We start from the raw sequence: 16,430 nt of genomic DNA, 5'->3' as shown, positions 1-16,430 counted from the left end.
ATATTGAGCGATCCGGGGCGCCGTTGCGCCGAACAGGCTTGCATCTGCCCGGCTCCATCAGTACAAAACGCCCTGAGCCGGATGGCAGCGCACTACCCATCGACCGTCCGCGCCGGCAATAAGCCTGAACCCTGAGGAAGTACCTGAATGAAAAAGTGGCAATGTGTGGTCTGCGGCCTGATCTACAACGAAGCCGACGGCTGGCCGGATGACGGCATTGCGCCGGGCACCCTGTGGCAGGACGTGCCGGAAGACTGGCTGTGCCCGGACTGCGGCGTCGGCAAGATGGACTTCGAAATGATCGAAATCAACTAAGTAAATCCAAAGGAGTAAGGCATGAGCGCACCTGTCGTCATCATCGGCACCGGCCTGGCGGGCTATAACCTGGCCCGCGAGTTTCGCAAACTCGACAGCGAAACCCCGCTGCTGTTGATCACTGCCGATGACGGTCGCTCTTACTCCAAGCCGATGCTCTCCACCGGCTTCGGCAAGAACAAGGACGCCGACGGCCTGAGCATGGCTGAACCCGGCGCCATGGCCGAGCAGTTGAAGGCCGAAGTGCGTACCCACACGCGCATCAGCGGCATCGACGCCGGCCACAAGCGCCTGTGGATTGGCGAAGAAGCCGTGCCCTATCGCGACCTGATTCTTGCCTGGGGCGCGGAAACCGTGCGCGTACCGATCGAGGGCGACGGCAGCGATCTGGTGTTCCCGATCAACGATCTCGAAGACTACGCACGCTTCCGCACTGCCGCGGCCGGCAAGCGCCGGGTGTTGCTGCTCGGTGCCGGTTTGATTGGCTGCGAGTTTGCCAACGACCTGATCCTCGGCGGCTACGAAGTGCAATTGGTCGCACCCTGCGAGCAGGTCATGCCGACCTTGCTGCACCCGGCTGCGGCGGCAGCGGTACAGGCCGGACTGGAAAGCCTCGGGGCGAAATTCCACCTCGGTCCGGTGCTGACCCGTCTGCAGAAAGTCGCCGATGGTCTCGAAGCACACCTCTCCGATGGCCAGGTCATTGCCTGCGATGTGGTGGTCTCGGCGATCGGCCTGCGTCCGCGCATCGATCTGGCGGCCGCGGCTGGTGTACAGGTCAATCGCGGCGTCGTGGTTGATCGTCATTTGAAGACTTCCCACGCCAATATCTACGCCCTGGGCGATTGCGCCGAGGTCGATGGGCTGAATCTGCTGTACGTGATGCCCCTCATGAGCTGTGCGCGAGCACTGGCACAAACCCTGGCAGGCAACCCGACTGCGGTGAACTACGGCCCGATGCCGATCACCGTGAAAACCCCGGTGTGCCCACTGGTGGTTTCGCCGCCGCCACGCGGTAGCGAAGGCGTCTGGAGCGTTGAAGGGCAGGGCGCCGACATCAAGGCGCTGTGCCACGGCGCCGACGGCCAGTTGCTCGGTTACGCACTGACCGGGGCGGCGGTGATGGAAAAACTTGCCCTGAACAAACAGCTTCCGGCCTTGCTGGCGTAAATACCGGTCGTTCTGTCGGAATCACCCCGCTTTTGCCCCCACAAAGGTCGTAGTGAGACTGGCGCAGGCCTTGTCCGCGTGCCATTCTCACTCCCGTCTGCCGCAGAGTAGAGCCTGCGGCGCCTTGGGCGCTGTTCCAACGAGAACAGCACGGACATAACAACAAAAAACCGTCAAAGGGGCTTCACTAATGCGTAAACCAGAACTCGCCGCTGCAATCGCTGAAAAAGCAGATCTGACCAAAGAGCAGGCCAACCGCGTGCTCAACGCCGTTCTCGAAGAAATCACCGGCGCTCTGCACCGCAAGGACAGCGTGACGCTGGTAGGCTTCGGCACCTTCCTGCAACGCCACCGCGGCGCCCGTACCGGCAAAAACCCGCAAACCGGCGAGCCGGTGAAAATCAAGGCCAGCAACACCGTTGCGTTCAAGCCAGGCAAATCGTTGAAAGACAGCGTCAATCCATAAGGGCGGCGATCGCCCCCGAGTAGCGGGGCGCGCGGCATAAAAAAATGGGCATACCGATTGCGGTCGGATGCCCATTTTTTATGCCTGATGATCTTGCTCGGGTCAGGCCGAGAAGAAGTACCGGGTCAGGTGGAAGAAGATCGGTGCGGCGAAGCAGATCGAGTCCATCCGATCCAGCATGCCGCCGTGGCCCTTGATCATCGTGCCCCAGTCTTTCGCGCTCAGGCTGCGCTTGATGGCCGACATCACCAGGCCGCCGAGGAAGCCCATCACCACGATCACCAGCGACATCAGCAATGACTGCCAGAAGTTGAACGGCGTCATCCAGAACATGCAGCCGCCGATCAGCGTAGCGCTCAAGCCGCCGCCGACCAGACCCTCGACGGTTTTCGACGGGCTCACCAGCGGTGCGACTTTGTGTTTGCCGAACAGCTTGCCGAACACGTACTGCAGCACGTCGCTCATCTGCACCACAAACACCAGATAGAACAGCAGCAAGGCGTTCTGGCCCTGGAACCCTCGCAGGTCCAGCAGCAACAGCGCCGGGGCGTGGCTGATGCAGTAGAGGCAGATCATCACGCCCCACTGAATCTTCGCCGTACGCTCAAGGAAACTCTCGGTGTCCTGGCTCAGCACGGCAATCGCCGGCAGCAACAGGAAGGCATACACCGGCACCAGCAGGGTGAACATCGAGTACCAGTGCATACCGATCAGCAGGTATTGCAGCGGGATCAGGATGAAGAACGCCGAAAACAGCGCGTTGTGGTCACCGCGTGCGGTGGGCGCCAGGGTAATGAACTCACGCAGCGCGAACAGCGAGATAAACGCAAACAGCACTACCGTTGCGTTAGGTCCCAGCAGCCACGAGACGAAGAAGATGATGACCATCCCCCACCAGGCATTCACCCGTTGGTTGAGGTTCTCGATGGTCGCTATCGAACTCTCGCTTTTTGCCCGTCGGGCCAGCACGTAACCGATCGACGAAGCGATCGCCAGCAACCCGGCGATGGCGGCGAAGAACCAGAGGAATTTGGTTTCCAGACTCATTTAGACAACCTCACGATGGCGTCACGCGCCCGTTCCAGAAACACTTGTTTTTCTTCTCCGGCAATTCTTGGCAGCGGGTCGCCGATGCGGATCGTACAAATGATCGGCAGCGGTACGTGTTTGCCTTTAGGCATCGAGCGGTGCAGGTTTTCCAGGTAGATCGGCACCAGATCGACGTCAGGGAATGACTCGGCCAAACGAAACAGGCCGGATTTGAATTCAGCGGGCAGCGCTTGGGTAGAGCGGGTGCCCTCGGGGAAAATAATGATCGAATGGCCCGCGCGGACCACGTCGAAAATCGGTTCCAGCACGTTGACGCCCGGGGCCGGGTTACGCTCGATCAACACGGCGTTCAGGCCTTTTTGCGAGATGTACCGGAGAAAGCGGTTCTTGCCCCAGTAATCGGCGGCGGCCACCGGTTTTACGTCGATTCGCGCCTCCGGTGGCAGTGCGGCAATGATCGCCAGGGTGTCCATATGGCTGGTGTGGTTGGCGAAGTAGATGCGCTGGCGCGACAGATCCGGTGGACTCTCCCAGCGCGCGGTCACGCCGATCAAGAAGCGCAGCAGCGAAATCAGCGCATTACTGATCCACATGGTGATTCCCCTTCAATTGCCTGGCGATGGCCAGCGTGCGCGTAACGCACGTGGCGACGGAACCGATGGCGATAATGATCAGCGCGATCAGCAGGATGTAATGCGTGGCATAAAGGCTGGCTTCGACGGCGTTCAACAGCAAACTCAGGGTCATCACTGCCATTCGATGCTGTTTGGCCATCGGCCCGATGAAACTCTGCGCCAGCCCCAGCGAACCGCCGAACACCCGGACATAAGCGGTCAGCGCAGCGGCCAGCGCGGCAAACCAGCCGAGATCGGACTGGCCGATGGCGTAACCGAGCCCGACGATCAGCAGGCTGTCCGCGAGCCGATCCGGGAACTCGTTGTAGAGACTGCCGATGGCGGATTGTTTGCCACCTTCAATGGCCACCATGCCGTCGAACAGATTGCACAACAGGCGCAATTGAATCGCCACCGCGCAACAGATCGCACCCGCCGCGCCATTGTCGATGTTGAGCGCTATGGCGCCGAACAAGGCAAAAACGATGCTGACCACGGAGATCTGGTTGGGGGAGATGTCGCTGTTGACCAATCGTTGAGTGATGTACTGCGCCCAGCCCGCCGACCGCGTCTTGATGGGCCTTCTGTTGTCGTCCATGTGCAATGTCCATATCAATGATGAGTGCCATCAGTTGATGATGGCGGGTGACAATATAATGACTTTCCCTGACGGCGACGCTATTGGCGTGGAAACAAATTGAAGTAAGAACATTCCCCGACAGCTGTCAGAGAAAACTTTCAAAGAAGTTTTGCGGATAATCGCAACAGTTCGCCGTTTATTACCGGGTGGAAACAAAAGTTTAGCGAAAAACAAAAATGCTATCAAATTGATGGCACTTTTGCTTTTGCCTGTTGTCACCGGCAACGGGTTGATAGATGACCAGCATTTCTAGGAAAATTCCTACTTCTATTTCCTGCAAGTGCAGGCATGCTTTCACACATGTTTTGGTACGGATGTTCGAAGTGCCCCGACCTCCCTCATCGGGCCGCTCTAGCTCAATGGTTACGGCCGAGCGTAGCGATCAGGGCAAATATAAATCGATATCAGGGATTCCCCTGTCACATATAGGGCGATCTCCTACAAGCAGCAATGAACACTTCGTCTTGTTGTTTAACCAGATGCTTGCTAGTGGCCATCATAGTGATTACGATGCGCGCACTTGATAGAGCACACACTCAATTGGATGAGTCGCGTCACTGCTCTTCGATACTGTCCCGCGCCGCTGAAACTCCAATAGGCGCACGACTGTAATCCAATTAAAGGCCATGGATGTCCTACTCAAGCAAACTTTCCGCCCATTACCTCGAACTCGCCAAAGTCTCTGTTTCCAAAGAGAATTTTGCGGGCGAAGACGTACGCTTTTCGAGCGAATTCGAGGCCCTGGAAAGTGAGCTGGCCAAAGCCTCGTCGATGCACGAAAGCGGGCAGATCGACTGGCTGAAAATCCGCGAAAACAGCGAAAATCTGCTGCGTACCCAATCCAAGGATCTGCGTGTCGGCGCCTGGCTGACGTGGTCGCTGTACCAGCGCGAATCCTTCCCCGGGCTGCTGGCCGGTCTCGGTCTGCTGCACCATCTGTCGGAAAACAACTGGGCCGACGTTCATCCGCTCAAAGCCCGCACCCGTGCCGCCGCCATTGGCTGGCTGGTGCCGCGTCTCGAGCAGGTCATCACCGAAAACATTGCGATCAAAGAGCAGTTGCCGATGTTCCGGCAGCTCTCCGAGCACCTGTCCGGCCTCGAAGCCGCGTGTGCCGAGCACTTGGGCGATGATTCGCCGCTGCTGCTGCCGATCTCCCGTCGCCTGAAAACCATGATCCAGCGCGCGGCCGACAACCAGCCGGCCCCCGGTGTGGTGGGCGCGGCGGTGGCGCAGGTCAAGCAGGCCGCCAGCCAGTTGCTCGCGCCCGGCGCACCGATCGACAACGAGCGCGAGGCGCACAAAGCCCTGCGCGCCCAGCAGGACAGCGCCCGGCCACTGTGCGCCTGGTGGCTCAAACAGAAGGCCACCGACCTGCGCGCCCTGCGCCTGAACCGCACGCTGCTGTGGATGACCATCGACGCCGTGCCTGAGCGCAACGCCGAGCAAATCACCGTGTTGCGCGGCCTGCCGCTGGAAAAGCTCAAGCTCTACCAGGACCGTTTCGATCAGGGCAAATACGCCGACCTGCTGGTGGAACTGGAGGCGAGCCTGGCGAAGGCGCCGTTCTGGTTCGATGGCCAGAGGATGGTCTGGGAATGTCTCCAGAACCTCAACGCCGAGCTGGCCATGCGCGAAGTGGAAATCCACTTCGCGCTTTTGATTCAGCGCCTGCCCGGCATTGTCGAGTTGCGCTTCCATGACGGCGCGCCGTTTGCCGATCCGTCCACCCGGGCGTGGATCGCCGCCAACGTCATGCCGCACCTGCAAAGCGCCAGTGCGCCGCGCAAGGTCGAAAGCGAAAACGTCGAAACCCAGCCGGCCTGGGAAAAGGCCCTCGAAGAAGTTCTGCCGCTGCTGCGCAAGGAAGGCCTGAAGCCGGCCGTGCAGACGCTCAAGCAAGGCTTGCAGTCGGCCCATGGCGGCCGCGAACGCTTCTTCTGGCAGTTCGCCCTCGCGCGCCTGTGCTTCATGGCCAAGAAATACGAACTGGCCAAGAACCAGCTGGAAACCCTCGATCAGACATTACTGGACTCAGGCCTGCACGCCTGGGAGCCCGATCTTGCATTGGAAGTGCTGCACCTGCTGCACAGTTGCTGCGAGTTGTTGCCGCAGAACCATGCCGTACGTGAACGCAAGGAAGAGATTTATCGCAGGCTGTGCCACCTCGATCTCGAAGTGGTACTCGAATAGGCCCCAGGGCCACAACCGCAAGGAGAAAAGCCATGGCCAAAGAAGGCTCGGTAGCCCCCAAGGAACGCATCAACGTCACCTTCAAACCCGCCACCGGCGGTGCTCAGGAAGAGATTGAACTGCCGCTGAAGCTGCTGGCAATCGGTGACTACACCCACCGCAAGGACGATCGCAAAATCGAAGATCGCAAGCCGATCAGCATCGACAAGATGACCTTCGACGAAGTGTTGGCCAAGCAAGAATTGGGTCTGACGCTGAGCGTGCCGAACCGTCTGCAGGAAGATGGCGAGGCCGACGAGCTGGCTGTGCAACTGCGCGTCAATTCGATGAAGGACTTCAACCCGGCCAGCCTGGTCGAGCAAGTGCCTGAGCTGAAAAAACTGATGGAACTGCGCGATGCGCTGGTGGCCCTCAAAGGCCCGCTGGGTAACGCACCTGCGTTCCGTAAAGCGATCGAAGGCGTGCTCGCCGACGACGAATCCCGCGGTCGCGTACTCGGTGAGCTGGGCCTGAACGCCGCAGCCCCGGACGCCTGAGACTCCAGCCAAGGAAGCCAACACAATGAGCACTAGCGCAGCACAAGAGAAGAGCGCCGAAAACGGCGAGTACAGCATTCTCGACAGCATCATCGCCGAAACCCGTCTGACCCCGGACGACGAAGCCTACGACATCGCCAAGCGCGGTGTGTCGGCGTTCATCGAAGAACTGCTCAAGCCGCAGAACAACGGTGAGCCGGTCAAGAAAGCCATGGTTGACCGCATGATCGCCGAGATCGATGCCAAGCTCAGCCGCCAGATGGACGAGATCCTGCACCACCCGGATTTCCAGGCCCTGGAATCCTCGTGGCGTGGTCTGCAGTTGCTGGTCGACCGCACCAACTTCCGCGAAAACATCAAAATCGAAATCCTCAACGTCTCGAAAGAAGACCTGCTGGACGATTTCGAAGATTCGCCGGAAGTCATGCAGTCGGGCCTGTACAAGCACATCTACACCGCTGAATACGGCCAGTTCGGTGGTCAGCCTGTGGGCGCGATCATCGCCAACTACTACATGTCGCCGAGCTCGCCAGACGTCAAGCTGATGCAGTACGTGGCCAGCGTTTCGTGCATGTCCCACGCGCCGTTCATCGCGGCTGCCGGCCCGAAATTCTTCGGTCTGGAAAGCTTCACCGGCCTGCCGGATCTGAAAGATCTGAAAGACCACTTCGAAGGCCCGCAATTCGCCAAATGGCAGAGCTTCCGTACCTCGGAAGACTCCCGTTACGTTGGCCTGACCGTGCCACGTTTCCTGCTGCGTAACCCGTACGATCCGGAAGAAAACCCGGTCAAATCGTTCGTGTACAAGGAAACCGTTGCCAACAGCCACGAGCACTACCTGTGGGGCAACACCGCTTACGCGTTCGGCACCAAGCTGACCGACAGCTTCGCCAAATTCCGCTGGTGCCCGAACATCATCGGCCCGCAGAGCGGTGGCGCGGTTGAAGACCTGCCGTTGCACCACTTCGAAAGCATGGGCGAAATCGAAACCAAGATCCCTACTGAAGTTCTGGTTTCCGACCGTCGTGAATACGAACTGGCCGAGGAAGGCTTCATCTCCCTGACCATGCGTAAAGGCTCCGACAACGCGGCGTTCTTCTCCGCCAGCTCGGTGCAGAAGCCGAAGTTCTTCGGCATCAGCGCAGAAGGCAAGGCGGCAGAGCTGAACTACAAGCTCGGCACCCAACTGCCGTACATGATGATCGTCAACCGCCTGGCTCACTACTTGAAAGTGCTGCAGCGCGAGCAACTCGGTTCGTGGAAAGAACGTACCGACCTCGAGCTGGAACTCAACAAGTGGATCCGTCAGTACGTCGCCGACCAGGAAAACCCGAGCGCCGAAGTGCGTGGCCGTCGTCCGCTGCGCGCTGCGCAAATCATCGTCAGCGACGTTGAAGGCGAGCCAGGCTGGTACCGCGTGAGCTTGAACGTGCGTCCGCACTTCAAGTACATGGGTGCCGATTTCACCCTGTCGCTGGTTGGCAAGCTGGACAAAGAGTAAGAGCGACTCATGGACGGATACGGCAGCCTGTTCGAACGCCTCAACGGCGACGCGCAACTACGCAAGGGCAACAGCCTTGAGGCTTGTGCCATGGCGTCAGTGGCTGCCCATCTGGCCAAAATGCTCAGCACCCGGGCCGGCAGCGTGCAAACGCTGGCCGACTACGGGTTGCCCGATCTCAATGACATGCGCCTGAGCCTGCACGACTCCTTGAGTCAGGCCCGCCTGGCCATCGAAAGCTTCATCGAAGCCTACGAGCCGCGCCTGAGCAACGTGCGTGTCATTTCCCTGCCGCGTGATCACGACCAACTGCGCCTGGCCTTCAGCATCGAAGGCCTGCTGGAAGTTGAAGGATTCAAGCGTCAGGTCAGTTTTTCCGCGCGCCTGGATGGCAGCGGTCAAGTGAAAGTCAACTAAGGAGAACCCCGATGTCTGGCAAGCCTGCTGCACGCTCCACCAGAACATCCGCGCGCGTTCTCCTGATGGCAGTGCCGTTGTGTCTGCTGACGTTCATCGTGTTGAAAGTGTTCAGTTCGCTGACGGCCAAGCCACTGAAAATCTATGACAGTGAATCGGCTAAATGCCATATCTCCCGATATGCAGCTGATTACGCATTCCTGGGTGTGGTGGGCAGTATTTTCGAGCTGTTCAGCAGTCGGTCTTTCTACCGTGTTTACGCAACAGATGGACAACTGTTGAAAACGTCTGAGTGGTATCTGTGGATGAGGGAAGGCAATCCAGGTGTTGCCCCGGAGTTTCACGGCGAGATGATTCTATATCCGGGCTCTGAGGGCTGGGAAAGCTGGATCATTCCAGAATGCCGTTGAGAAAAGTCATTGCAGGTCTGTCGGTCTACCTGCTGGTCGGTGCGCTGTACGTGGTCGTCCATGATTTTGCTGTTGTTTTTTATAAAGCGCACATGGGTGGTTTTACGGATCGAGGTGTCGGGATTGGCGTCACGGCCGAGCTGACGTTTTATTTTTTTATTGTGGTCAATGCGGCTGTTTTTTTTATTCCCGGGCTTTCGGCAAAGCTTGTGTTGATCGCGTTGATGGTGAGCGTGATCCTGCTTTATTTCCTGCCGGACAACCCGGTAAGAGCCATGGCTTACAGCGCCCTGACCAGTGTCATGAGTCTGTTGGCCTTGAGCGTTCGCTGGATGGTCGAACGGCAGATCTCGCGACGTTGGCAGGAAGCGTCGTGAGTTTCTCTTCGGTGGTGAAGTGGGGGCGTAGGGCGTTGCTGTTGCTTGCCGCGGCTGTTGTTGCCTTGGTGGCAGCCGCCTGTTACGTGAAAACGGCGGCCGCGCGGCTTGCTCACGAGTACTCCACGGACTGGAACGACGCCGGGACTTGCTACATCCAGTCCTACATTCCGCAGTATTCGGCGCTTGGCGTCGCGGGAAGCATTGCGAAGATGTTCACCAGCGAAGCGTTTTTCCGGGTGTATGCCAAAGACGGCACCTTGTTGAAGTCGTCGGAATGGCTGCTCTGGCAGAACGAATTCACCACGGATGAACGCTCGCAGTGGGCAGGGTCTCACGCGATCTATCCGACGGTGTCAGGTTACGAGGGCTGGAATATTCCAGCGTGTGGTTAATCAATGAACAGTCATCACGCCAAGGCCCATTAAGGAGAGCTCAATGTCAGGAAAACCCGCCGCACGCGTATCCGACCCCACTGCTTGCCCGCTCCCCGGCCACGGCACCCACTGGGACTGTTTCCGAAGTTTCGCAACAATAGAATTCATCAAGTGCTGAATTTTCTGTGTGTGATGGCTATCCCGCTGATGTTTGCCGTCGGGGTGTATTACATGATGAGTTCAGGGGTGTGACCTTGGCGTCGGTGGCGGGTCGTTCGGCGGCGAAGCTGTCGCGGGTTTTTCTTGCGCTCGTAGTAAGCGTGGCTATCGGCTTTTTTGTTCTGGTCGCCGATGTGTTTGATCGTGAAGCATATGTATCGAATGTCAGCAAGTCTGGTAGCTATAAAGTCGACGTGGTCAGAGCGGGTCCGATACTGGTGTCGTCCAATCTGATCTATCTCCGATTTATCGATCTTAAGCAGCCCGGGCATATATACCGTACACCCCTGATGTCAAAAACCTCATTGGACATGCGGCCTTATGAGGATGAAAAAGTCGTGGGGATTACCTGGGTTGACTTCGATAAGTCTCGCCGAGTTTTCGTATTGTCCCTTCCAAACTGGAAAGAAAGTTGGGCGAATTTTTTCGTCAGTAACACAGCCTATGAAGTGATACCTAACTAATGGTGCTTTTGTCTCTGATTTTCTCTGGGAACATGAACTCGGAATGAACACCTACGTCCGCGTTGCCATGTGCCTGGTTTTCCACGTCGCAGGATGTGTTGCATACACGTTCCTGAACGACGCTGTGGTCGATGCCTATAAAGCCTTCAATGGCGGCTTTACCACGCGTGGCGTGGGCATCGGTATCGCGCATTACACGTTCATTTATATTTTTTTCGGGGTGAATGTATTGGCCGCCGTTCTCCCCGGCCTGTGGGCCAAGCTCGGTTTGCTCGCGCTGATGGTTACCTGGATTTTGTTCATGATGGTGCCCCACAACCCGTTGCGTGCGCTGTTCTACACCGTGGCCCAAGGTGGCGTCACGTTGCTGGCGATTCTGCTCACGCAGGTCATTGAACTGCGTTGGCAAAACCGCTTGCTGACGCGGCGCACGTTGCCTGCCGGTCCTGTGCAGGAGGGGGTGGCATGACCCGATCCGGTCGCCTCGCACACCTTCAGCAAACGCAGATTCTGCGTGCCGATAAAGCCATGGCCGGGGTTGCGCATGAATAGCCGTCGAGTCATCGGTCTGGCCGTGCATGCGTTGGCCTGCGTGATTTATATCCTCATGAACGGCTATGCCGTGGCTGCCTACAAACAGCTGGTCGGCGGGTTGACTTCGCGTGGCGTCGCCATCGGCATGGCGATGTACCTGATTTACTACTTTTTCGTTGCTGTGAATTTGATTCTGGTCTTCATCCGGCGCCAGGCCCTCCAGTTTGGCCTGGTGATTTTCATGATGCTGGCGATTTTGTTTTACCTGCTGCCGCAGTATCCCGTCCGCGGCCTGGCGTATTGCGTACTCACCGGTGGCCTGACGATTGCCGCCATTTTGCTGACCGGTGCCATCGACAAGGCCTACGCGCGCTTGCGCGGGCAGGCGCAGGTGAAATCGCCAGCGATCCACAGCCGTCGGGCAACGCCGCTTCTGCTGCTGATCACGGCGTTGATCGGCGTGTGCGTATGCACCGTTTTGCTGGCGCTGGGGATTTATGCGGCTGCCACAAAGGCCAATGATTCGGCCGTGTCGTATCGCGACACTCAAGGTCACGACGACGGCGGGGTACAGCAATGCGCCTGATGACCCGTTTGAACACGTTGCTCGCCTTCGCCAAGCGCCGACTTTTTCTCGGGCTGACGGCGCTGCTATTGGTGCTGGCGATGTTTGCCACTCCGTTGGTTTCCAACGCCGTGATGTTGCTGATGGAGCGGAGCAACTTCATCCCGGCGCAGTCGTCGATCTGGACCTTTGAACCTTACGAAATCAATCAAGGTTCCTCGTCTTACTGGCTCTACGGTGAGGATCGGGTAAATTACTACTCCTTCACCTACACCCCTGAAACCGCTTACCGCTCGATCGCCAAAAACAATCAGTGTGCGGGCTTCGACAAGCGCGACGTGCGCACATGGTGCACACCATGATCGCGTGGTTGCGGGTATGGAAATGGCTCAATCATCTGCTGAGCCTGATCGGTGCGTTGGCCGTCATCGCCGCCGTGATGTTCTGGGTCGGGTCGAGTCGTGATAATGCGAAGCCGGTGTTGCCCGCGTACCCCGATGCGGTATGGCGCGGTGCGGAGGACGGTGGCTACTTCATCGAGATCACCCGCTCGACACCGCCGGACTATTTCGTCCAGGTGCGTGCAGAGGGCGGCAGTCTGGTCACCGAAGGCTGGACGCGCTTCGCTACCCCTGACGGCAAGCCGTTGACGATGAATCGTGTCGGCGGTGCGGACAGCGAATACCTCTTCATCGATTCGTACGTGCCGATTACCCCGAGCAAAGGAGGGCTCGTCCAATGAAGTTTCTCGTTTGCATGATGTCGCTGACCGCCCTGGCCGGCCTGTTGTTGACGGGCTGCACGACGCAGCTGGTTTATATGAACGACATTTATCTGGTCAACAGCTGCGGCGTACCGCTGCAAGTGCAATCACAGAATTCGACCAACTGGCTGCCGCCGATCGAGCCGCACATGGTTGCACCGGGCGAGCGCGTCAGCGTGGCCAGCTACCGGTCGTACGGTGAAGACGTCGATGGGCAAGTCAACTGCCGCTATTCGCTCAGCATCAAAGGGCCTGAACGCACGCGTCTGGTCACTGCCGATGAAATGCGCCAGGCCTTGCACTCCGTCAAACGTGAGAGCGATGGCTTGCAGCGCAGCTGGACCCTCAAGGACGGAGTGTTTTGCCCATGATTGCCGTGTCTGACGAGATGCGCATGTACCTGGCCTTCATCGCCGACAGCGATCTGTTCGGCGGCATCGCGATCTTGAGTTTGCTGCTGATTGTCACGGCGATCAGCAAGCGCCTGCGTCAGTCATGGCTGCATCGGGCGTTGATGTTCATGGTCCTGATTTCGCTGGTTGCCATCGAAATTAGCGGCGGTTACTACGCCTCGTTGCCTCCAGCATGACGGCGCCACAGAACGTGCTCAGTCGCGCGCAACTGGGTTTTTTCATGGGGGCCTTGTGGTGGCCAACGTTGGCAGTGCTGGCGATTTCTTCCTATGACCTGTGGACTGGCGCTTATTCGACGCACGACTCAGCCCAGACCTATTGGCAGTACCCGTTGTGGTGGGGCATTCCCGGGCTGTTGGGGTTTTCGCTGTGGATGTCGCGTGGCGCCAAGCGTCGAACCGAGCAACAAGCAGTGCGGATGGTTTGGATGGCACCTTTGAAATTCGTGCTTTTTTACGGCGTGCCATGGGTGATTTATGGCCTGTGCAGTCTGATCGCCGGGCCGTTTTCGGATGCTTACATGTCCTTCGCCTGGATCATGCTCATACCGTACGTGCTAATCGCCGGTTATTTCTGCGCCGGCGTAACGGTCGCGCTCTACAGGATATTTTTTTGATGAGTTCCATTACCAGGCAGGTAACCCGTGTCGTTTAACCATTACTACCAAAGCGAACTCACCGCTCTGCGCCAACTCGGTCGCCGTTTCGCCGAGCGTAGTCCTGCGTTGGCGCCGTATCTGGGGCAGGCCGGGCGCGATCCGGACGTCGAGCGCTTGCTCGAAGGCTTTGCCTTCCTCACCGGGCGGCTGCGCCAGAAGCTCGATGACGAACTGCCTGAGCTCAGCCATTCGCTGATGCAACTGCTGTGGCCGAACTACATGCGCCCGCTGCCGGCGTTCAGCATCTTGCAGTTCGACCCGCTCAAGCGTTCTGGTCCGGCGCTGAAAGTCGAGCGTGATACGCCGATTGAAAGCGTGCCGATCGAAGACGTGCGCTGCCGCTTCCGCACCTGCTACCCGACCGAAGTGTTGCCGCTGGATCTGGCCGCGCTCAACTACTCGGTGAAGGGCGACGGCTCGCTGCTCAGCCTGCGCCTGGAAATGAGCGCCGACGGCCACCTCGGCGAGCTTGAACTGAGCAAATTGCGCCTGCACTTTGCCGGTGAGCGTTACATCAGCCAGATGCTCTACCTGAGCCTGCTGCGCAACCTTGAAGGCATCGAATTGATCCCGCTCGACGGCGCCGGCAAGCCGATCGATGGCGTCAGCGGCAAGCCGATGGCGTTCAAGATTCCCGGTGACCGGGTCAAACCGGTGGGCTTTGCCGAAGAAGAAGCGCTGATCCCGTATCCGCTGAACACCTTCCGTGGCTATCGCTACCTGCAGGAATACTTCGCCTTCCAGGACAAGTTCCTGTTCGTCGACGTCAACGGCCTGGACATCCTCAAGGCACTGCCCGAAGACACGCTCAAGCAGATGCGCGGCCTCGAATTGCGCTTCGATATTCGCAAGAGCGGCATCATGCGCATGCGCCCGACCCTGGATAACGTGAAGCTGTTCTGCACGCCGATTGCCAACCTGTTCGCCCACGATGCATTGCCGATCCGCCTCGACGGCAAGCAGGACGAATACCTGCTGCTGCCGGCGGAATTCGATCTGGAAAACTGCGGCGTGTTCTCCGTGGAAACCGTGACCGGCTGGAAGCCCGGCGGCCTCGGTTATCAGGAATACGTGCCGTTCGAATCTTTCGAGCATGACCCGAGTTTCGACGTGCCCAACAGCCGTCCGCACTACAGCATTCGCCAGCGTTCGTCGCTGTTGCACGACGGCCTCGACACTTACCTGAGCTTCGGCATCCGCCACACCGAAGCCCACGAAACCCTGTCGATCGAGCTGATGTGTACCAACCAGAATCTGCCGCGCAAGCTCAAGCTTGGCGACATCTGCATGGCTTGCGAAGAGACGCCGGAGTTCTTGAGCTTCCGCAACATCACCCCGGCGACGTCCAGTTTCGCGCCACCGCTGAACCGTGACTTCCTGTGGAAGCTGATCAGCAACATGTCGCTTAACTATCTGTCGCTGGCCGACGTCAATGCGTTGAAGGTGATTCTGGAAACCTACGACTTGCCGCGCTACTACGACCAGCACGCAGAGAAGGTCAGCAAACGCCTGCTCGGTGGCCTCAAGCACATCAAGCATCACCACGTCGATCGGTTGCACCGTGGCCTGCCGGTACGCGGTTTGCGCACCGAGCTGACCATCGACCCGGAAGGGTACATCGGCGAGGGCGACCTGTTCGTCTTCGCTTCGGTTCTTAACGAGTTTTTCGCGCTTTACGCCAGTCTCAATTCATTCCATGAACTGCGCGTAAAAAGCACACAGGGAGAGGTGTACCAATGGACACCACGTATGGGCCTTCAGCCCCTGCTTTAAGCGGGCTGACCAAGGTAATACGCGAGTACTCGCTGTTTCAGGCCGTGCTGCTGGTGATCGACCGGCTGCGCGAAGCACACCCGCACCTGAGCGAAGACGATCTGTACGATCAGGTCGAGTTCCAGGCCAACCCGAGCCTGGGCTTTCCGCGCAGCGATGTCGATCGCGTGGAGTTTTTCGAAGAGCACGGGCAGATGCGCGCGCGCATACGTTTCAACCTGATCGGCCTGGTGGGCTCGGGTTCGCCGTTGCCGGCGTTCTACGGCGAACAAGCCCTGGGCGACAGCGAGGACGGCAACCCGACGCGCAACTTCCTCGACCTGTTCCACCATCGCCTGCAACGGCTGATGCTGCCGATCTGGCGCAAGTACCGCTATCGCGCGAGCTTCCAGAGTGGCGCGCTCGACCCGTTCTCGTCGCAGCTGTTTGCGCTGATCGGCCTGGGCGGCGACGAGATTCGCAAGGCCAAGGAACTCAACTGGAAACGCCTGCTGCCGTACCTCGGTCTGCTCAGCTTGCGGGCGCACTCGGCGGCGCTGATCGAAGCCGTGTTGCGTTACTACTTCAAGCACGAAGACCTGGTCATCGAGCAGTGCATCGAACGCCGCGTGGAGATTCTCCACGAGCAGCGCAATCGTTTGGGCCGCGCCAACAGCATGCTCGGCGAAGACCTGGTGCTCGGCGAGCACGTTCGCGACCGCAGCGGCAAATTCCGCATCCACATCACCCAGCTCGACTGGCAGCGATTCCATGAATTCCTGCCGATCGGTTTTGGTTACCAGCCGCTCTGCGCGCTGGTGCGGTTCACCCTGCGTGACCCGCTTGATTACGACATCCGCCTGGTCTTGCGCCAGGAAGAAATCCGCGAACTGCGCATCGGTGAGCAGAACGCCTGTCGCCTCGGCTGGACCAGTTGGCTGGGCCGCGAGAAGGCGGACGGCGTGGTGACCCTGGGCAGCAAAATTCATTAAGGAC

Annotated in this window: 23 protein-coding genes and 1 pseudogene; 21 read left to right on the top strand and 3 right to left on the bottom strand. The window is 58.7% G+C overall.

The features are described from left to right. Positions 1–147 precede the first annotated feature (147 nt). From ACQ4MY_RS17725 to ACQ4MY_RS17715, 3 genes are all read left to right on the top strand, one after another. Entirely contained in the window at positions 148–315 is a 168-nt protein-coding gene (locus ACQ4MY_RS17725; RefSeq protein ID WP_007954349.1) for a rubredoxin, read from the top strand. 21 nt (positions 316–336) lie between these two features. Then, entirely contained in the window at positions 337–1,485 is a 1,149-nt protein-coding gene (locus tag ACQ4MY_RS17720; protein ID WP_440095987.1) for an NAD(P)/FAD-dependent oxidoreductase, read from the top strand. Positions 1,486–1,675: 190 nt separating this feature from the next. Beyond that, on the top strand, positions 1,676–1,951 hold the full coding sequence (locus ACQ4MY_RS17715) for an HU family DNA-binding protein (RefSeq protein WP_003213368.1): 276 nt from the start codon (positions 1,676–1,678) through the stop codon (positions 1,949–1,951). 102 nt (positions 1,952–2,053) lie between these two features. Here the strand turns inward: ACQ4MY_RS17715 and ACQ4MY_RS17710 are convergent, their stop codons facing one another. Genes ACQ4MY_RS17710 through ACQ4MY_RS17700 form a run of 3 tightly spaced genes read right to left on the bottom strand, consistent with a single transcriptional unit; the run spans position 2,054 to position 4,213 of the window. Then, the gene (locus tag ACQ4MY_RS17710) at positions 2,054–2,998 is read right to left on the bottom strand and encodes a phosphatidate cytidylyltransferase (RefSeq protein WP_008078757.1); all 945 of its coding nucleotides are present in this window, start codon (positions 2,996–2,998) and stop codon (positions 2,054–2,056) included. Next, on the bottom strand, positions 2,995–3,594 hold the full coding sequence (locus ACQ4MY_RS17705; protein ID WP_008078756.1) for a lysophospholipid acyltransferase family protein: 600 nt from the start codon (positions 3,592–3,594) through the stop codon (positions 2,995–2,997). The genes ACQ4MY_RS17710 and ACQ4MY_RS17705 overlap by 4 nt, the downstream gene beginning before the upstream one ends. Beyond that, on the bottom strand, positions 3,581–4,213 hold the full coding sequence (locus ACQ4MY_RS17700; RefSeq protein ID WP_440095986.1) for a CDP-alcohol phosphatidyltransferase family protein: 633 nt from the start codon (positions 4,211–4,213) through the stop codon (positions 3,581–3,583). The genes ACQ4MY_RS17705 and ACQ4MY_RS17700 overlap by 14 nt, the downstream gene beginning before the upstream one ends. Positions 4,214–4,885: 672 nt before the next feature. Here ACQ4MY_RS17700 and tssA point away from each other — a divergent pair. The 18 genes and pseudogenes from tssA (at position 4,886) to tssG (ending at position 16,426) form a co-directional block, all read left to right on the top strand. Next, entirely contained in the window at positions 4,886–6,448 is a 1,563-nt protein-coding gene (tssA, locus tag ACQ4MY_RS17695) for a type VI secretion system protein TssA (protein ID WP_008078749.1), read from the top strand. A 32-nt stretch (positions 6,449–6,480) separates the two neighbouring features. Next, positions 6,481–6,984 carry a type VI secretion system contractile sheath small subunit gene (gene tssB, locus ACQ4MY_RS17690; RefSeq protein ID WP_003229587.1) on the top strand — a complete coding sequence of 168 codons (504 nt, stop codon included), beginning with the start codon at positions 6,481–6,483 and terminating at the stop codon, positions 6,982–6,984. A 25-nt stretch (positions 6,985–7,009) separates the two neighbouring features. Continuing rightward, entirely contained in the window at positions 7,010–8,485 is a 1,476-nt protein-coding gene (gene tssC, locus ACQ4MY_RS17685) for a type VI secretion system contractile sheath large subunit (RefSeq protein WP_440095985.1), read from the top strand. A gap of 9 nt (positions 8,486–8,494) precedes the next feature. Beyond that, a complete protein-coding gene (tssE, locus tag ACQ4MY_RS17680) occupies positions 8,495–8,902 on the top strand; it encodes a type VI secretion system baseplate subunit TssE (RefSeq protein ID WP_008078744.1) in 408 nt (135 codons plus the stop codon). Positions 8,903–8,913: 11 nt separating this feature from the next. Further along, entirely contained in the window at positions 8,914–9,312 is a 399-nt protein-coding gene (locus ACQ4MY_RS17675; protein ID WP_008078743.1) for a hypothetical protein, read from the top strand. Beyond that, positions 9,303–9,689 carry a hypothetical protein gene (locus ACQ4MY_RS17670; protein ID WP_440095983.1) on the top strand — a complete coding sequence of 129 codons (387 nt, stop codon included), beginning with the start codon at positions 9,303–9,305 and terminating at the stop codon, positions 9,687–9,689. The genes ACQ4MY_RS17675 and ACQ4MY_RS17670 overlap by 10 nt, the downstream gene beginning before the upstream one ends. After that, positions 9,686–10,084 carry a hypothetical protein gene (locus ACQ4MY_RS17665; protein ID WP_440095982.1) on the top strand — a complete coding sequence of 133 codons (399 nt, stop codon included), beginning with the start codon at positions 9,686–9,688 and terminating at the stop codon, positions 10,082–10,084. The genes ACQ4MY_RS17670 and ACQ4MY_RS17665 overlap by 4 nt, the downstream gene beginning before the upstream one ends. A gap of 43 nt (positions 10,085–10,127) precedes the next feature. After that, positions 10,128–10,196 (top strand): annotated as a pseudogene (locus ACQ4MY_RS17660) (PAAR domain-containing protein); the annotation flags it as partial. A gap of 118 nt (positions 10,197–10,314) precedes the next feature. Beyond that, complete coding sequence (locus ACQ4MY_RS17655; RefSeq protein WP_008078740.1) at positions 10,315–10,749, top strand: hypothetical protein; 435 nt, start codon at positions 10,315–10,317, stop codon at positions 10,747–10,749. Between the two features lie 43 nt (positions 10,750–10,792). Next, entirely contained in the window at positions 10,793–11,218 is a 426-nt protein-coding gene (locus ACQ4MY_RS17650) for a hypothetical protein (protein WP_440095981.1), read from the top strand. 75 nt (positions 11,219–11,293) lie between these two features. Beyond that, positions 11,294–11,869, top strand: coding sequence for a hypothetical protein (locus ACQ4MY_RS17645; protein ID WP_440095980.1), 576 nt, complete (start codon positions 11,294–11,296; stop codon positions 11,867–11,869). Continuing rightward, the gene (locus ACQ4MY_RS17640) at positions 11,860–12,210 is read left to right on the top strand and encodes a hypothetical protein (protein WP_440095979.1); all 351 of its coding nucleotides are present in this window, start codon (positions 11,860–11,862) and stop codon (positions 12,208–12,210) included. The genes ACQ4MY_RS17645 and ACQ4MY_RS17640 overlap by 10 nt, the downstream gene beginning before the upstream one ends. Continuing rightward, positions 12,207–12,590: a hypothetical protein gene (locus ACQ4MY_RS17635; protein ID WP_008078734.1), complete on the top strand. Its 384-nt coding sequence runs from the start codon at positions 12,207–12,209 to the stop codon at positions 12,588–12,590. Before ACQ4MY_RS17640 ends, ACQ4MY_RS17635 begins: the two co-directional genes overlap by 4 nt. Continuing rightward, on the top strand, positions 12,587–12,982 hold the full coding sequence (locus ACQ4MY_RS17630; RefSeq protein ID WP_440095978.1) for a hypothetical protein: 396 nt from the start codon (positions 12,587–12,589) through the stop codon (positions 12,980–12,982). The genes ACQ4MY_RS17635 and ACQ4MY_RS17630 overlap by 4 nt, the downstream gene beginning before the upstream one ends. After that, complete coding sequence (locus tag ACQ4MY_RS17625) at positions 12,979–13,200, top strand: hypothetical protein (protein WP_440095977.1); 222 nt, start codon at positions 12,979–12,981, stop codon at positions 13,198–13,200. Before ACQ4MY_RS17630 ends, ACQ4MY_RS17625 begins: the two co-directional genes overlap by 4 nt. Further along, the gene (locus ACQ4MY_RS17620) at positions 13,197–13,640 is read left to right on the top strand and encodes a hypothetical protein (protein ID WP_008078728.1); all 444 of its coding nucleotides are present in this window, start codon (positions 13,197–13,199) and stop codon (positions 13,638–13,640) included. Before ACQ4MY_RS17625 ends, ACQ4MY_RS17620 begins: the two co-directional genes overlap by 4 nt. A gap of 27 nt (positions 13,641–13,667) precedes the next feature. After that, positions 13,668–15,455: a type VI secretion system baseplate subunit TssF gene (gene tssF / locus ACQ4MY_RS17615; protein ID WP_158836355.1), complete on the top strand. Its 1,788-nt coding sequence runs from the start codon at positions 13,668–13,670 to the stop codon at positions 15,453–15,455. Continuing rightward, the gene (tssG, locus tag ACQ4MY_RS17610; protein WP_158836357.1) at positions 15,419–16,426 is read left to right on the top strand and encodes a type VI secretion system baseplate subunit TssG; all 1,008 of its coding nucleotides are present in this window, start codon (positions 15,419–15,421) and stop codon (positions 16,424–16,426) included. Before tssF ends, tssG begins: the two co-directional genes overlap by 37 nt. The last annotated feature ends 4 nt before the right edge of the window (positions 16,427–16,430 follow it).

This window comes from Pseudomonas sp. SM4 (assembly GCF_051913165.1).
Taxonomy (GTDB): Bacteria; Pseudomonadota; Gammaproteobacteria; order Pseudomonadales; family Pseudomonadaceae; genus Aquipseudomonas.
This window is presented reverse-complemented; position numbering and strand designations above follow the sequence as displayed.

What these genes read in the sequence shown, in the direction of transcription:
- ACQ4MY_RS17715 (WP_003213368.1), top strand. Translation starts at nt 1,676, where the DNA reads ATGCGTAAACCAGAACTCGCCGCTGCAATCGCTGAAAAAGCAGATCTG.
- ACQ4MY_RS17630 (WP_440095978.1), top strand. Translation starts at nt 12,587, where the DNA reads ATGAAGTTTCTCGTTTGCATGATGTCGCTGACCGCCCTGGCCGGCCTG.
- ACQ4MY_RS17625 (WP_440095977.1), top strand. Translation starts at nt 12,979, where the DNA reads ATGATTGCCGTGTCTGACGAGATGCGCATGTACCTGGCCTTCATCGCC.
- ACQ4MY_RS17700 (WP_440095986.1), bottom strand. Translation starts at nt 4,213, where the DNA reads ATGGACGACAACAGAAGGCCCATCAAGACGCGGTCGGCGGGCTGGGCG.
- ACQ4MY_RS17710 (WP_008078757.1), bottom strand. Translation starts at nt 2,998, where the DNA reads ATGAGTCTGGAAACCAAATTCCTCTGGTTCTTCGCCGCCATCGCCGGG.
- tssB (WP_003229587.1), top strand. Translation starts at nt 6,481, where the DNA reads ATGGCCAAAGAAGGCTCGGTAGCCCCCAAGGAACGCATCAACGTCACC.
- ACQ4MY_RS17720 (WP_440095987.1), top strand. Translation starts at nt 337, where the DNA reads ATGAGCGCACCTGTCGTCATCATCGGCACCGGCCTGGCGGGCTATAAC.
- ACQ4MY_RS17635 (WP_008078734.1), top strand. Translation starts at nt 12,207, where the DNA reads ATGATCGCGTGGTTGCGGGTATGGAAATGGCTCAATCATCTGCTGAGC.
- ACQ4MY_RS17705 (WP_008078756.1), bottom strand. Translation starts at nt 3,594, where the DNA reads ATGTGGATCAGTAATGCGCTGATTTCGCTGCTGCGCTTCTTGATCGGC.
- ACQ4MY_RS17645 (WP_440095980.1), top strand. Translation starts at nt 11,294, where the DNA reads ATGAATAGCCGTCGAGTCATCGGTCTGGCCGTGCATGCGTTGGCCTGC.
- tssA (WP_008078749.1), top strand. Translation starts at nt 4,886, where the DNA reads ATGTCCTACTCAAGCAAACTTTCCGCCCATTACCTCGAACTCGCCAAA.
- ACQ4MY_RS17725 (WP_007954349.1), top strand. Translation starts at nt 148, where the DNA reads ATGAAAAAGTGGCAATGTGTGGTCTGCGGCCTGATCTACAACGAAGCC.
- ACQ4MY_RS17670 (WP_440095983.1), top strand. Translation starts at nt 9,303, where the DNA reads ATGCCGTTGAGAAAAGTCATTGCAGGTCTGTCGGTCTACCTGCTGGTC.
- ACQ4MY_RS17650 (WP_440095981.1), top strand. Translation starts at nt 10,793, where the DNA reads ATGAACACCTACGTCCGCGTTGCCATGTGCCTGGTTTTCCACGTCGCA.
- ACQ4MY_RS17640 (WP_440095979.1), top strand. Translation starts at nt 11,860, where the DNA reads ATGCGCCTGATGACCCGTTTGAACACGTTGCTCGCCTTCGCCAAGCGC.
- tssG (WP_158836357.1), top strand. Translation starts at nt 15,419, where the DNA reads ATGGACACCACGTATGGGCCTTCAGCCCCTGCTTTAAGCGGGCTGACC.
- tssC (WP_440095985.1), top strand. Translation starts at nt 7,010, where the DNA reads ATGAGCACTAGCGCAGCACAAGAGAAGAGCGCCGAAAACGGCGAGTAC.
- ACQ4MY_RS17675 (WP_008078743.1), top strand. Translation starts at nt 8,914, where the DNA reads ATGTCTGGCAAGCCTGCTGCACGCTCCACCAGAACATCCGCGCGCGTT.
- tssE (WP_008078744.1), top strand. Translation starts at nt 8,495, where the DNA reads ATGGACGGATACGGCAGCCTGTTCGAACGCCTCAACGGCGACGCGCAA.
- ACQ4MY_RS17620 (WP_008078728.1), top strand. Translation starts at nt 13,197, where the DNA reads ATGACGGCGCCACAGAACGTGCTCAGTCGCGCGCAACTGGGTTTTTTC.